The organism is Myxococcus sp. NMCA1 (assembly GCF_026810205.1).
Classification (GTDB): domain Bacteria; phylum Myxococcota; class Myxococcia; order Myxococcales; family Myxococcaceae; genus Myxococcus; species Myxococcus xanthus_A.
Window position 1 is genome coordinate 8,710,048 of sequence record NZ_CP113950.1, and the last position, 14,469, is coordinate 8,724,516.

General features: G+C 69.9%; 13 protein-coding genes. 2 read left to right on the forward strand and 11 right to left on the reverse strand.

The features are described from left to right. Positions 1 to 1,320 carry an MFS transporter gene (locus OZ403_RS36095; RefSeq protein ID WP_268782888.1) on the reverse strand — a complete coding sequence of 440 codons (1,320 nt, stop codon included), beginning with the start codon at positions 1,318 to 1,320 and terminating at the stop codon, positions 1 to 3. 43 nt (positions 1,321 to 1,363) lie between these two features. Further along, the gene (locus tag OZ403_RS36100; protein WP_140795734.1) at positions 1,364 to 1,951 is read right to left on the reverse strand and encodes a Crp/Fnr family transcriptional regulator; all 588 of its coding nucleotides are present in this window, start codon (positions 1,949 to 1,951) and stop codon (positions 1,364 to 1,366) included. A gap of 65 nt (positions 1,952 to 2,016) precedes the next feature. On the opposite strand from OZ403_RS36100, the gene OZ403_RS36105 reads away from it, so the two are divergent. Then, entirely contained in the window at positions 2,017 to 3,264 is a 1,248-nt protein-coding gene (locus tag OZ403_RS36105) for a sterol desaturase family protein (RefSeq protein ID WP_268782889.1), read from the forward strand. A gap of 7 nt (positions 3,265 to 3,271) precedes the next feature. Here the strand turns inward: OZ403_RS36105 and OZ403_RS36110 are convergent, their stop codons facing one another. Beyond that, entirely contained in the window at positions 3,272 to 4,111 is an 840-nt protein-coding gene (locus tag OZ403_RS36110; RefSeq protein WP_268782890.1) for a hypothetical protein, read from the reverse strand. Beyond that, positions 4,108 to 6,564: a TonB family protein gene (locus OZ403_RS36115; RefSeq protein ID WP_268782891.1), complete on the reverse strand. Its 2,457-nt coding sequence runs from the start codon at positions 6,562 to 6,564 to the stop codon at positions 4,108 to 4,110. The genes OZ403_RS36110 and OZ403_RS36115 overlap by 4 nt, the downstream gene beginning before the upstream one ends. A 116-nt stretch (positions 6,565 to 6,680) precedes the next feature. Here OZ403_RS36115 and OZ403_RS36120 point away from each other — a divergent pair, with 116 nt between their 5' ends. Continuing rightward, positions 6,681 to 7,568, forward strand: coding sequence for a hypothetical protein (locus OZ403_RS36120; protein WP_418766438.1), 888 nt, complete (start codon positions 6,681 to 6,683; stop codon positions 7,566 to 7,568). Positions 7,569 to 7,575: 7 nt separating this feature from the next. On the opposite strand, the gene OZ403_RS36125 is transcribed toward OZ403_RS36120, so the two are convergent. The 7 genes from OZ403_RS36125 to OZ403_RS36155 all read right to left on the reverse strand — a co-directional run bounded on the left by OZ403_RS36125 (position 7,576) and on the right by OZ403_RS36155 (position 14,459). Next, positions 7,576 to 8,811, reverse strand: a complete 1,236-nt coding sequence (locus OZ403_RS36125) for a hybrid sensor histidine kinase/response regulator (RefSeq protein ID WP_140800251.1) — start codon at positions 8,809 to 8,811, stop codon at positions 7,576 to 7,578. 195 nt (positions 8,812 to 9,006) lie between these two features. Continuing rightward, positions 9,007 to 9,384, reverse strand: coding sequence for a thioredoxin (gene trxA, locus OZ403_RS36130; protein WP_140795740.1), 378 nt, complete (start codon positions 9,382 to 9,384; stop codon positions 9,007 to 9,009). A 13-nt stretch (positions 9,385 to 9,397) separates the two neighbouring features. Further along, on the reverse strand, positions 9,398 to 9,721 hold the full coding sequence (locus tag OZ403_RS36135) for an FKBP-type peptidyl-prolyl cis-trans isomerase (protein WP_011556774.1): 324 nt from the start codon (positions 9,719 to 9,721) through the stop codon (positions 9,398 to 9,400). A gap of 150 nt (positions 9,722 to 9,871) precedes the next feature. After that, positions 9,872 to 11,083 (reverse strand): hypothetical protein, encoded by a 1,212-nt coding sequence (locus tag OZ403_RS36140; protein WP_328285484.1) that lies wholly within the window; start codon positions 11,081 to 11,083, stop codon positions 9,872 to 9,874. Between the two features lie 90 nt (positions 11,084 to 11,173). Then, entirely contained in the window at positions 11,174 to 13,066 is a 1,893-nt protein-coding gene (gene nadE, locus OZ403_RS36145; RefSeq protein ID WP_140795742.1) for an NAD(+) synthase, read from the reverse strand. A 78-nt stretch (positions 13,067 to 13,144) separates the two neighbouring features. Continuing rightward, positions 13,145 to 13,801, reverse strand: a complete 657-nt coding sequence (locus OZ403_RS36150; RefSeq protein WP_026114049.1) for an LON peptidase substrate-binding domain-containing protein — start codon at positions 13,799 to 13,801, stop codon at positions 13,145 to 13,147. A 46-nt stretch (positions 13,802 to 13,847) separates the two neighbouring features. After that, positions 13,848 to 14,459, reverse strand: coding sequence for a hypothetical protein (locus OZ403_RS36155; protein WP_268782893.1), 612 nt, complete (start codon positions 14,457 to 14,459; stop codon positions 13,848 to 13,850). Positions 14,460 to 14,469: the final 10 nt, after the last annotated feature.

The window sequence follows — 14,469 nt, forward strand, 5'->3', positions numbered from 1 at the left end:
TCAGGCCTCGGTGGCGGGGTGCAGTTCCGCGCCCCGTCCCGCGCGCAGCAGGTGCAGCGCGAGCCCCACGCCCATGACACTCACCGCTGCCACGTAGTGCGCGGGGGCCAGGGGCGACACCTTCATCATCAAGGTGACGACCAGGGGGGTGAGTCCACCGAAGACGGCGTAGGCCATGTTGTACGAGAAGGAGAGCCCCGAGAAGCGCACCGGAGCGGGGAAGGCGCGCACGATGGCGGTGGGGACCACCCCCACCACGCCGACACAGAAGCCCGCCAGCGCCGACAGCGGCACCAGCGCAGCCGGTGACGCCGCCGCGCCCAGGTACAGCGCATACGCCGCCGCGAGCATCAGCACGCAGCCCAGCCCCAGTGACGGGCCCACGCCCATCCGGTCCGCGAGCAGGCCATACGCCACGCAGCCGAACGTGAGGCTCAGCGTCGCCACACTGCTGGCCACCAACGCGTGCGTGGCGGTGATTGAGTGCAGGGTCTGCATCAACGTGGGCGTCATCAGGATGACCACCACGATGCCGGCGGTGAGCACCCAGGTGAGCAGCATGGACATCACCACGGTGCCGCCGTGGCCTCGCAGCACGGCCTTGAGCGGCAGCTCCCGCACCAGCGCCTTGCGCCGCCGCAGCTCCTCGAAGACGGGCGTCTCCGCCAGCCAGCGGCGCAGGAACACTGCAAGGAAGCCGAACACGCCGCCGATGACGAAGGGCGCTCGCCAGCCGTAGGCATTCACCTGCTCGGGGCCCAGCAGCGAATTCACCGCCGTGGCCACCAGCGAGCCCAGCAGGATTCCGAACGTGAGGCCCGCGGTGAGCGTGCCACACGCCAGCCCCACCCTGCGCGAGGGCACGTGTTCCGACACGAAGACCCAGGCCCCCGGGACTTCGCCGCCCACCGCCGCGCCCTGCACCCCGCGCAGCAGGAGCAGCGCCAGGGGCGCCACGTAGCCCGCGGTCTCATAGGTGGGCAGCAGACCAATCAACAGCGTGGGCACCGACATCATGAACACGCTCAACGTGAACATGCGCTTGCGGCCCGCCCGGTCCCCGAAGTGGGCCATGACGATGCCGCCCAGCGGGCGCGCCAGGTAGCCCGCGGCGAACAGTCCGAAGGCCTGCAGCTGTCGCAGCCACTCCGGCGTATCAGGCGGGAAGAAGAGCTCGCCGATGACCTTGGTGAAGAAGACGAAGATGATGAAGTCGTAGAACTCCAGCGCGCCCCCCAGCGCCGCCAGCGTGAGCGTCCGGGCGTCTTCACGGGTCAACGGCCGCTGCGGAAGGTCCTGCGAGGCTGGGAGTGAGGACATGGCGGGTCGGCGTTCGATGAAACCATGGACCGCGCCGCCGCGCTCACTCCGCCCGCTTGCGGCGGCGTGACACGATGCGGCTCAAAGCCACCTCGGTGATGCCCAGGTAGGCCGCGACGTCCCGCTGAGGGACACGCCCGTGCAGGTGGGAATGTTCCTGCCAGAAGCGCTCCAGGCGCTCCTCCGCGGACAGGTCGAGGAACTCCTGCTCGCGGCGCTCCTTCAGGATGTAGTGCCGCTCTGCCACCCGCCGGGCAAGCTGGGCCCAGCAGGGATGGCCGGCCTCCAGCGCTTGGAGGTCCTGCGCCTGGAATGCCAGCACGCGGCCCGGCTCCAGCGCCTCGATGGCCGTCATGGAGGGTTGGCCCTGCAACATCTCCGCGTAGGCGCCAATGAACTCACCCTCGGCTCGGAAGGCCTTGATGGACTCCTCGCCCCGAGCGGAGACGCGCACCGCGCGGAAGACGCCCTGGAGCACCAGCCCGAAGCGGTCCGCGGAATCGCCCGGCCGCAGGAAGAGCGCCCGCTTGTCCAGCGATTGCTCCCGCGCCAGCGCTTCCGCCTTCAGCCATTCGCTGGCGGGAAGCGGCGCGAGCGCGGCGATGTGCTCGAAGAACTTCGGGTATCTCAAGCGGAAGGCACCTGGGCTTAACCCAGGTTAAGGCGGCCTTCCTCCGGGCGCCATACACCGGCGGCATGAGCATCAACGTCTACGCCGTGGCCACGCCCTTCGTCATCGTCCTGGCGCTGGGGGAATTCGCCTACTGCGTCATCCGGCGCAACGGGTACTACGCCTTCCAGGACTCCATCGCGAGCATGGGCACCGCGGTGCTCAACCAGTGCGTCAACGTAGCGGTGGCGCTGCTGGTGCTCCCGCTCTTCATCCAGCTGGGACAGTTCGCGCCCTGGCAGCTGGGTGCGTCATCGCCGCTGGAGCTGGTGGCCCTCTTCCTGGGCGTGGACTTCCTCTTCTACTGGTTCCATCGCTTTGGCCACCGCACCAACATCGGCTGGGCCGCCCATTCGCCGCACCACTCCACCGAGGAACTCAACTACGCGGTGGCCCTGCGCGCGAGCGTGACGCAGCGCCTCTTCTCGTTCCTCTTCTACTGGCCGTTGGTGCTGGTGGGCTTCCCGCCCGAGGCCGTGCTGGCCATGGTGGCCTTCCACCTGGTGCTCCAGTTCATCCCCCACACGCGCGTCATCCCGAAGATGCCCCGGTGGATTGAGTCCTGGCTCAACACGCCGTCACACCACCGCGTCCACCACGCGCGCAACGACCTCTACATCGACAAGAACTACGCGGGCTTCCTCATCATCTGGGACAAGCTGTTCGGCACCTTCGAGGAGGAGAAGGAGGCGTGCTCCTACGGCCTCACCTCCCCGCCCAACACCTGGGACCCCACCGTCATCAACTTCCAGGCGTGGGGGAAGCTGGTCAGCGACGCGGTGGCCACCAAGAGCCACTGGGACCGGCTGCGCATCTGGGTGATGCCCACCGGCTGGCGGCCCGCGGACCTGCCGCCGCGCCCGTCCTTGGGCTGGCAGAAGGACGGCGTGGAGCTGAAGTTCCAATCCACCGAGCTGCCCGGCGTCCGGGGCTACCTCGTGTTCCAGTTGCTGGCGGCGATGCCCTTCATGCTGCTGGTGAGCCACCACGCCTCGCCGCTGTCCGGCTGGCAGAAGCTGGTGCTCAGCCTGCTCTTCTGGGCCATGGCCACCGCGTGGAGCGGGATGCTGGAGTCACGGCGCTGGAGCCTGCCGCTGGAGCTGGGGCGGGTGCTCGCCATGGGGGCGGCGGTGACGTGGTGGCTGGTGCAAGCCTCCGCGCCGCAGAGCTGGACCGCGCTGTGCGCGGCGTGGATGGGCGTGTCGCTCGTCTGGCTGGTGGTGGTGCGCGGCGCAGGTCAGGGCGCCACGCCCGTGCCGCAGGGCTCGCGCTGAACGCGCGTCAGGCGGGCTCCCACGTCCCGGCGAAGGCCGTGTAGCGGCGCACGTTGAGCGTCAGCGCCCGGTACACCTGCGTGTCGGGCGTCAGGTCCACCACCTCGCCGCCCGCGGGCACCGTCACGCGTTCGAAGTGCGCGCCCTGGAACCAGCGGTGGGGCTGCACCTCCACGACGAAGCGGCCGCCGTCGTCGAGCTCCACCGCGATGGGCACGAAGTCCACGCGCTGCAGCTCGACGGGCGGCGGGAAGTCCAGGGCCACCCGGAACGGGACGTGCGTCTCCTGCCGGGACGCGGTTCCTTCCAGAATCATCGACCGGCCTCCCAGCGCCGCCCCCTCCGCGCCCAGGGCTCGGGACGGCGGCTGGAGCAGCAGCGAGAAGGAGCGCGCCAGCCCGGCGATGCCCGGCGAGCGCCCCAACTCCCGCACTTCGCCCGCCTCCTCCAGCAGGTCGAACACCACCTCGCGGTCCCACTCGCCCAGCACCGTGCCGCCGGAGAAGAAGTGCCCGTCGTGGGCGTGCGCGGTGGGCAGCAACCACTGTCCCAGCCGTTGCAGGACGCGCGGCGCCGAGGCCGTGGGCTCCATCGGCGAGGCATTCTCGAAGATGTAGATGGGGCCCAGCACCATCACCCCGGACGACAGGCGGATGCGCCAACCCGTGTCGGTGGAGAACTCGCCGAGCGACTCCTCCCCGGGCGCCTTCGCGGTGCGCAGGCCCATGCGGAACGTGACGCCGCGGCCTCCCGTGCCGGAGAGGCCACACGCGGACGCGCTTCCCACGAGCGCGGTGCCCAACATCCACGTGAAGGCGCGGCGGGTGGTGTGCAGCGGGGACGTCATGGCGAGACCTCCTGAAGGTCCAGGTGCAGGGTGAGCGTGCCCATGAAAGTGCGGGACGCGCCCGCGGTGAAGTGACGGGTGGCCATCAGCGATGGGGGCGCATCCGGACCGCGGAAGTTGGACACGTAGTTGAACTCCGACTCGCGCCAGCGCGTGTCGAGCAGGTTCTCCACCGACAGGCCCACCTCCACCGCCTTCCACCGGGCCCGCGTGCCCACGTCGAACAGGAAGATGGGCGCGCTGTAGCGATCCAACGGCAGTGGCCGGGGGCCGATGGCGCTGTGTCCCAGGGCCACGTTCCAGTCCACCTGCTGACCCGCGACTCGGGTGGTGCCTCGCAGCGACGCATCCACGCGGCCCAGCAGCTCCGGGATGTAGGGCATCACCGTCCCGTCCCACAGCTTCCATGCCGAGGCCCCGGGCACCGGCAGCGTGGCGCGCGCCCAGGCCAGCGAGGCCTGGATGTCCACCCTGTCCTGCAACGTCCCGCGCGCGCTGACGAAGGCGCCCAACCGCTGCGAGGCGCCCACGGGCTGGTTGCGGCCCACCGTCTCGTCGAACACGAAGTCCTGCGACACGCGCGTGGCGAAGAAGGCGCCGCGTGCCTCCAGCGCCAGCGGCCCGTCCAGCCGCCAGCCCAGTCCGGTCTCGCCCGAGGCCACGCGGGCGTAGGGCGCCAGCTCCGCGTCGGACAGCGCGGCGGCGTCGCTGGAGCGCGCGCCCAGGCCCGCGCTGGTGAGCCAGGTGAGCCGGGGCGTCAGACGAATCTCGGCGGAGGCGCGCGGGCTGGCGAAGAAGCCGTAGGCCTCCAGGGACTCGTCGGGGAGGCGGGGACCATCGCGGTCCTCGGTGGGCCGGTTGTGGTCGTCCACGCCGAAGAGGAAGGTGTCCAGGCGCATGCCGCCGCGCAGGGTGAGCCACGACAAGGGGGCGACTCGCAACGAGGCGTAGGCTCCCAGGTTCGTGGTGCGGACCTGGTTGTCGAAGACGGTGGCGTAGGGCACGCCGCCGCTGGCCCTCAGCCGGCGCGAGCGCGTGCGCACGTCGTCGTAGCGGGCCACGTAGCCGAGCTCCAGCGGCTGCGGCTGTCCCAGCAGCGTGAGCCCCGGCGTGTAGCGGCCTCGCAGGCCCATGGTGGAGCCGCGGTAGTACCCTTCCGTGTTGTCACCGCGCTGGCGCTCTCCGTCCGGCGGGGTGGTGTCCAGCAGGAAGCCCGTGAAGTTGTCGCGGATGCGCGTCTGCCTCAGGATGACGTAGCCCTGCTGGACGAAGCGCCCGCCGCGCTTCAGCCGCGACTGGAGTTCAGCGGAGAGGATGTGGCGCTGTCCCGCGCCGCCCTGGTTGGGGTCGTAGGAGCAGAAGAACTGCGAGTCCGAATCTGGAGCGCATGGCATCCGGGAGTCCACCACGTCCGTCTCCCGCACCACGCCCGGCGATGCGAAGCGCGAGCCATAGCTGGTGCCGAACAGGCGCAGCCGTGACTCGTCGCCGACGCGTAGCTCCACCTGCGCCATGATGCCCGCGTTGGCGTAGGAGCGGTTGGGGCCGAAGCCGTGTCCCTGACGCAGCAGCAGTCCCACGAAGGTGGCTTCACTGGCCTCCGGCGGCCCCCAGAGCAGGGACAGCCGCCGCGCGGCGTAACTGCCCGTGGAGAGGGACGCGGTCAGGCCACGCCGCGCCAGCCCGAGCTGGTACTCCACCGTGCCCGCCACGCCGAAGTCGCCTTGGACTGGGTCATAGGGCCCTTCGGTGACGCGCAGGGACTCCACCAACTCCGGGATGATGAAGTACGTGTCCGCGTAGCCGTGGCCGTGCGCGTGGGACACCTCGTTGAGGGGAACGCCGTTGAGCCGCAACTCCACGTCCTTGCCCTCTCCCGCGTCGAAGCCTCGGATGTAGATGCTCTCCGCGTGGCCCTCGCCGCCGTGGTTGGCCAGCATGACGCCGGGCGCCAGCAACATCAGGTCAGACGCGGAGCGGCGCGGCACGTCCGCGAGCTGTCCCACCGGAATGTGGAAGTCGCCCACGGCGACCGGCGGCGGTGCCTGGGAGGCGCCACGGACCGTGGTGGAGAAGGATGGTGGCTGCGGCGCCACGGGCTCGATGTGGTGGCCATGTACCGGCGGCTCGAAGGTGACGGGCACATCCACCCGCACGTCGATGGCCTCCTCGCCACGCCGTGCCGGCTGGAACCGCCAGCGCAGCGCGGCACCCATCGCGGCGCGATCAAACGCCACGCCCGCGGACTGCCGCACCTCCACCTGGGACACCTCGCCCGCGCGGTCGATGGTGAGCCGCAACAGGACGGTGGCGGGCACCTCGGGCGGAGGCACCTCCGTGGGCAGCACGGGCCCAGGCGCATCCAGCGGAACGGGTGGAGTCACAGGCAACTCGCCCGTGGCGCTCAGCACGCAGAGCACCAGAGTCGGAATCCACACGGGTGATGACCTCACTAGGTTCCGGAGCGACCCGCCCTGGAGCGGAATTCATGCATCCGGGTTGCATCCACACCCCAGATACACCACACCCAGATTGACTCGCAACCATGTTGCAATTAACTATTTATTGCATGAACGCGAAGCGGCGGCAGTCCCGGAAGTGGTGGTGCGCGGCCCTGGGGGTGTGGGGCCTGGCGGGCACGGCCTGTGACAACGTGGCCACGGGCGACGTCCAGGTCACGATGAGTGGGGGTGACGGCACGCAGCGTGGACTCCCGGACACGCTCTTCCAGGATGGCTGGTCCATCCAGTTCACCCGCTACCTGGTGTCGCTAGGCGACGTCACCCTCACCTCCGCTTCTGGCGAAACCCACAGCAGCAGCCGCCACGTGCTGGTGGACGTGCAGAAGGGCGACCTCCCCCTGGTGGATTTGACGGGGGTTCCGGCGGGCCGCTGGGACGTGGGCTTCCGGGTGAGCCCGCCCGAAGCGCGCACCGAGCTGGCGGACGGGCAGGTCTCCGCGGAGGACCTCGCGATGATGCGCGAGCGCGGCTTCAGCTACTTCGTGGAAGGCCACGCGACGAAGCAGAACGAGCCCGTGCTGCGCTTCCGAATGGGCTTCCCTGTCAACGCGCTGATGAACAACTGCATCAACGGCGCGGACGGAACGCAGGGCATCATCGTCCCCGAGGGCTCCGTGGCCCGGCCCGAGGTCACCATCCACGCCGAGCACATGTTCTACGACCGGCTGGGCACGCACCGGGGCGTGCAGCTGCGCTTCGAGGCCATCGCCGCCACCGCGGGCGAGGACAACGTCATCACCCCCGGGGGGCTCGCCACGCAGGAGCTCACCGACCTCCGGGGCCGCGACGGCAACGAGCTGCGCGACGCCCAGGGCCAGCCCGTCATCTACCAGCCTGGCGCGTTCGACGTGCGCACGCTCCAGGAGTTCATCACCCAGAGCGTGGTGGACCAGGCCCACCTCAACGGCGGCGGCGTCTGCACCGTGGTGAAGTGACGGCGCGTCACGCCGTCATGGGCGAGGGGGAAGCCCCCGCGTCGCTCGCACCGCCGGCGGGCAACCGCGCGTCCGCCCGCCGGGGCAGGCAGAGCCGGAAGGTGGTGCCCTCGTCTTCCGAGGAACGGACCGTCAGCCGCCCCCGGTGCGCCTCCACGACGGCCCGGGCGATGTAGAGCCCCAGGCCCAGGCTGGTGCGGGCCGGCTCCCGCGAGTCCGCGCCCCGTTGGAAGGGCTCGAACAGGTGCGGCAGCAGCGAGCGAGGAATGGGCGCGCCCTCGTTGTGGACCTCCAGGAAGACGGCGTCCGGCTTCTCCCAGGTGGAGAGGCGGACGGCGGACGGCTCCGGGCTGTACTTCAAGGCGTTGTCCAGCAGGTTGGCCACCACCTGCCCCATGCGCTCCAGGTCCCAGACGCCGTGCAGGCTGTCGCGTGAGAAGTCGCACCGGATGATGCGGCCCGGCCGGGACACCTGCAGCTCGTCCGCCACCTCGCGGCACAGCTCGTTGAGGTCGCCCGCCCGAGGTATGACGGGGATGCCGCCCCCCAGCCGCGAGCGGGTGAAGTCCGTGAGCAGGTCCACGATGTGCTGGATGCGCTCGCCGCTGCGCGCCACCCGCTCGAACGCCTTCTGCTGCGCCGGCTCCAACGCGCCACTGGCGAGCTGACTCTTCGCCGTCGTCAGCACGACGGAGAGGGGCGTGCGGATGTCGTGACCGACGATGCCCATGAGCTGCTGCTCCAGCTCGGAGGCCCGCTGCGCCGCTTCCTCGGACCGGCGCCGCTCGGCGAGTTCCACCGCCTGCCGCTTCACCTGCTCGCCGCGAAGGTGCAGCGCCACGAAGACCCGCACCTTGGCGCGCAGGATGTCCGGGTCCACGGGCTTGAGCAGGTAGTCCACCGCGCCCTGGGCATAGCCCCGGGTGACGAAGGCCGCGTCGCGGCTCTGCGCGGTGATGAAGAGGATGGGCAGGTAGCGCGTCCGCTCGCGCGCCCGGATGAGGTGCGCCGTCTCAAACCCATTCAGCCCCGTCATCTGCACGTCCATGAGGATGCAGGCGAACTCTCCGCGCAGCAGCTCGCGAAGCGCCTCCTCGCCGGACCGGGCCAGCACCAGCTCCTGACCGAGCGGCTCCAGGATGGCTTCCAGGGCCAGCAGGTTGGCGGGCGTGTCGTCTACCAGGAGGACGCGCGCGCGCGGCGTGTCCTCACCCGGTGGGTCTCGAATAACGGAATGCGGCATCGAATCCAGGTGTGCGGTGGGAATACGCGGACTCGCTGGCCGACCCATCCGGGCCTGACCGATGCGAGCCACGCTCCGACAACACACCCCGGGGCCCTCACGTTCCAGCACCCCAGGTACACGGGCCCTGAAACGCAGCGGGTGGCCGGCGGCGGACATGCCACCGGCCCCCCACCCGGTACCTGGCGGCAGCCGTCAGGCCTGCGGCGGCTCACCGCGCTTGGCGATGACTTCCTTGCGGACCTGCTCCATGTCCAGGGCCTTCACCTGCTTGAGCAGGTCCTCCAGCGCGGCGGCCGGCAGCGCCCCCGGCTGCTCGAACAGGAGAATCCCGTCACGAAACACCATGAGCGTGGGGATGGAGCGAATCTCGAACGCCCCGGACAGCTCCTGCTGGGCATCCGTATCAATCTTCCCGAAGACAATGTCCGGATGTTTGTTCGAGGTCTGCTCGAAGATGGGTGCGAAGGCACGGCAGGGGCCGCACCACGACGCCCACCAGTCCAGGATGACGATGCCCTCTTTGGACACCGTCTCCTTGAAGTTGTCCTTGGTGATTTCGACCGCCGCCATCAGGTCCTCGCTTTCAACGGACGTCCAGGAGCTCCACCTCGAAAAGCAGGGTGGAGTTGGGGGGAATAACGGGCGGGAACCCTCGCGCGCCATATCCCATCTCCGGCGGGATGGTGAGCTTGCGCACGCCGCCCACCTTCATGCCGGCCACGCCCTTGTCCCAACCCTCGATGACCTGCCCGGCGCCCAGGCGGAACGTGAAGCCCTGGCCCCGGTCCCGGCTGCTATCGAACTTGGAGCCGCTGGTCAGCGTCCCCACGTAGTGCACGGTGACGGACTTGCCGGCCGTCGCCTCCGTGCCGGTGCCCACCTTCACGTCTTCCACATTCAAACCCATCCAACGCTCCTCTGACCGCGTGAAAGGACGGCACCTTAGCGCGACCTCGGCGCCCGTGCCCCCCTGGAAAACACAGCGGCGCGGGCCCGTTGGCTACCGGGCACCGCGCCACCGATTCCTGCTCAAACCACCTGGGGCTTCGTCCTCGCGTCAGAAGGTACCGCCGACGCTGACCGTGCCCTGGTAGCTGCCGCCTCCCTCGAAGTCACCGCCGCCGCGATCGATGCCCGGGGCGAAGTCCTTGTCGAAGAGGAAGTTGTAGTTGGCGCGCGCGTCCACGACGAAGTGGCCGACGTGGCCTCGCAGACCCAAGCCCGCGGGCACGTTGCCCACGGTGTCATCGCGGTACCCCAGGGACTCACCGCCCCGGAAGTTGTAGTCGTTGATACCGATGCCGCCCAGCAGGTACGGCTGCCACGCCGTGGGCGCGATGCCCAGCGTCAGGACGGCCTGACCACCGTTACGCACGAGGTCCGGTCCGCTCGCGCCCGTCTCCGCGTGGCGGATGTTGTTCAGCGCGCCCGTGTAGCCCAGCTCGAGGCCCAGCACCTTGGACGGCTTGATGGCGGCACGCACGCCCGCGGTGGCACCGGGGCTGAGCTGCGGAGCCAGCGCGCCGGTGTAGCCCTCCACACCACCGCCCAGCATCACCGAGAGGCCTTTCATCTTGTTCTTTTCCTCGCGCTTCTCCGCCTTCATCGGCTCGGCGCGCTCGGCCGACGGCTGGAAGTTGGAGGGAGGCGGCGTCGTGGCGATGCCGCTACCGCCCGTGGCGGACTCCGGAGGCGGGTACGCGGACTCCGGCTCCGGGTAGACAGGCTCCGAGGAAGGCTGCCCGCTGCCGCCCGTGCCCAACGGCGGCGCCGGCGGCACCACGAGCTGCTCGCTGTCATGCGTGCCCTGGGGCGCGGCGGGAGGCGGCGTCATGGCCCCCTGGCCGCTGCCGCCCGTGCCCTGCTGGCCCACCGGCTCGCAGCGGACGGGCACGTTCATGTAGACCTCGCCCTGCGCGTTCGAGGGCTGCTGGCCGCTGCCGCCGATGCCCATGCTGTCCTGCGACTGCTGACCGGAGACGTCGGGAACAGGCTCCGTCTCCAGGATGATGGTGTCGTCCTCCTGCAGCAGGTCATCACCGCCCAGGTCTTCCTGCTGTGCCTGGGCAACCATCGCGCCCTGCTGGCTCTGGCTGGTGCTGGCCTGCGGTGGCGGGCAGTCGCCGTCATCGGCAACAGCAACGCCTCCGTACATGAGCGCCGCAACGGCGCCCGCCAGAATCTTCGCTTTCATCCATGCCTCCGTCGTCGAGTGGCAGACATGAAGGTTGTTTCCCGCGCGACGTCCGGCAAGGCGCGGCGACGGCACTCACACCTGGGGGTAATTGCCCGGGGAGCAGGCCACCGGGCGTGGAGGACTGCCCACACCTGCGCGATGCGGGCAGCGGATGGCAGCGTGCTACCCCTGCCGCATCCACTCCGTGCCGGTGACGACGGGCAGTTGCAACGCGCGCTCCCGGTCCAGGTCCAGGTTGCCGATGTGGAGCGACAGCGGTGACTGCACCCACTTGTAGATGGACTGCTGGAAGAGGCGGACGAACTTCTCCACGTAGCCGCTCAGCCGGGATGACGGCACCTCCGGGAACATGGCGGTGAGCGCCTGGAGGATTTCGGCGGGCGTCAGCTTCTCACTGCCGTACAGGTAGAAGCAGGCGTCGAGGATGGGGAAGGGCATCAACTCCTCTTCGCCCACCTGGTCATGCGCCAGCTCCGGCCCCGCGGGCTTGGCGAGCACCTTGCGAATGCCCTCGTAGCCCGTGGTGTCCTGGAGGTAGTCGAGCAGGTACATCACCACCGTCTTCGGGACGTTGGCGATGACGGCCAGCGCGCCCATGAGGTCACCCCCGATGGTGGTGTAGCCCACGGACTTCTCGCTCATGTTGCCCGTCTGCAGGAAGAGTCCGCCGCAGGAGTTGCTCCAGTTCCACATGCGCTGGGCGCGCAGGCGGGCCTGGATGTTCTGCTCGGTAATCGGCGTGACGTCCTTGCCGCCCAGCATCGTCTTCGCGACGGCGCGCTCGCGCTCGAAGGCCTCGTCGATGGACACCACCTGGAAGGCCACGCCCAGCTCGCGCGCAATCGTCTCCGCCGCGTCGCGCGTGGCGTCGCTGGAGTAACGGCTGGGCATGTAGAACGCCTGGATGAGCGAGCCGGGGTTCTCCGGCCGCGCGCGCTTCGCGTACCGGTGCGCGATGAGCAGCGTCAGCAGCGAGTCCCGTCCGCCCGACAGCGCGATGCCCAGCACCTTGAAGGCGCGCGTCTTCTCGAAGTAGTCGCCCACGCCCAGGGAGAGCGCGTCCAGGATGTCCTCGCACAGCGCATCCCGCGCGGTGCGGCGCGTGTCCGGGGACGGCAGGAAGAAGCTGCGGTGGGGAGGCACCGGGTACGTCAGCGCGTCGCGCTTCGTGTGCACCACCTGGGTGCAGTCCAGCACCGGCACCGCCTGGCCGCCTTGCGCCAGCCATGACTCGCGGTCCACGCGCCAGGTGGTGGCCTCGGCGCGCAGGCGCAGGGTGCGGTCCAGGTCCACCACCGCCGCCGCGTAGCCTTCCTGGAAGCGCGGCGTCTCCATGACGTGGCGGCCGTTCTGGTTGAGGAAGCCGCCGCCGTCGAAGATGAGGCCGTCGTTGCTGCCCACCGCGTTGCTGTAGGCAATGGTGCACTGATGGTCCGCCGCGCGCGTGGCGATGAGCTCGCGCCGCGTCTCCACGAAGCCCAGCCGGAAGGGCGACGCGGACAGGTTCACCACCAGCTCCGCGCCGGAGTACGTGCGCCGCCGCATGGGGCCGTCCGCGCTCCAGATGTCCTCACACACCTCCGGGGACACCACGCCGAAGTCGAAGCGGAACAGGTAGTCCCCCAACGGCACGCCCCGGTGGACCTCCGCCATGCCCGGCTGACCGCGGCCGAAGGTGCGCGCCTCGTAGAAGACGCTGTAGGTGGGCAGCTTCTCCTTGGGGACCAGGCCCAGGATGCGGCCACCGGCCACCACCGCCGCGCAGTTGAGGCGCAGGCCCTGGTGGGCCACGCCCACGCCCACCACGAAGACGGTGGGCAAGGGCGCCGTCTCACGCGCGAAGCGCTCCAGCTCCGGCCACTGGCGGTCCATGAAGCCCTGCCACTGCACCATGTCCTCGGCCGGGTAGCCGGCGATGAGCTGCTCCTGGAAGACGCCCAGCGTGACGCCCTCCGCCGCCATCTTCCCCGCCAACGCCAGCGCCTTGTCCGTGTTCCGGGTGAAGGACCCCACGGTGGTGTTCACACTGGCAAGCCCGAGCTTCACGAGCCGCATGGTTGCTCCCGTCCCTTTCGATGACGCGTCTGGCGCGCAGCAATGCGCGGCCCGCCGGACAAGGCAAGCGCAACCCGCTCAGTTCAAGGGGCCGGTGGGCCGCAGGGGCTGGAGCCTGCCGATGAGCGCCCCCACGTCCTCCAGCACGCCTTCCAGGCGCTTGCGCACGTCCAGCTCCGCCAGCAGCTCCTGCCGCCGCTCCGGCTCCGGGATGACGGCGGAGGCCACCACGTCCGCGAGCATGCCCCCCTGGGCCCGCGCGGCCACCGGCAGCAGGTTCTCCGCGAAGGACGGCGGGACGCGGCCGGCCAGCTCGAAGACGGCCTGCCGCAGCTGCTCCTCCTCAGGGCCCTCGTAGGGCACGTCCGGCAGCACCTCCGCGAGCACCTCCCGGTAGGCCTTCTCCGTCGTCAGCTCGGACGTCATGCGGATGCGGCTCACGCCCTGGAGGAGGATGTTGTAGCGCCCCTCCTCCACCTGTTCGTCCCAGACGATGACGCCCGCGCACATCATGGGCAGCATGGGCGGACGGCCCCCATAGTTGCCTTCCCAACCGGGCTCGAGCTGGGACAGCGCCAGGACGCGGTCGCCCGCGAGCGCGTCCCGGACAAGGGCCCGGTAGCGCGGCTCGAAGATGTGCAGCGGAATGACGGTGTGCGGGAACAGCACCGCCGACGGGAGGGGGAAGACCTTCAGCGCGCTGGCGGCACGCTCGATGCGTTCTTGAGCGGTCATGGGGGGCACCTTGCAGTGATAAGCCCGGCTCCCCCCAGCCGCATTCCTAACGAGCCCGGGAATGATACGCCCGGTCCCACCGCAAATGGGGCACGTGCGCTTCCAACCACTGGAGGGCCACATGCGAGGCCTCGTTCTCCACGGCCCCCTGCCGGATGGACGCGGCGGACAAAGCGAGGACATGCCCCGCCCCCGCGATGTCCTCCGCGTGACAGCCCTGCGCGCGCAGCCGCCAGGCCAGACTCCCAAGCGGCGGCGTGGTGCCGTGGCGCCAGAAGTGCAACTCCAGGTCACACAGCAGCGCTTCCGTCTCACTCCGGGCACGCGCGGCGGAAGAAGCGAGGGACCCCTCCAAACCGTCCTCTTCGAACTGGAGCGCGTGCTGGACCGCGTGCGTGCACGCGACCACCTGACGCCACAAGTCCCACCCGGCCCGGGGCACGCCCACCTCGAAAGGCAGGTGGAGACAATGCCCCGGGGCCACGCCAGCGCGAGGAAAGAGCCGCGCGGGGCTCGCGTGACTGCACACCGCGTCCGTGGGGAAGCACCGCTGCATGTGCCGCCAGAACACCTGGACTTCCTCGGGCTGGATGTCCCCCTGGCGGAACCAGGCTCCCACCCGGGGCAGCGACTGGAACAACCCCTTGAATGAATCCATTGATTTAATC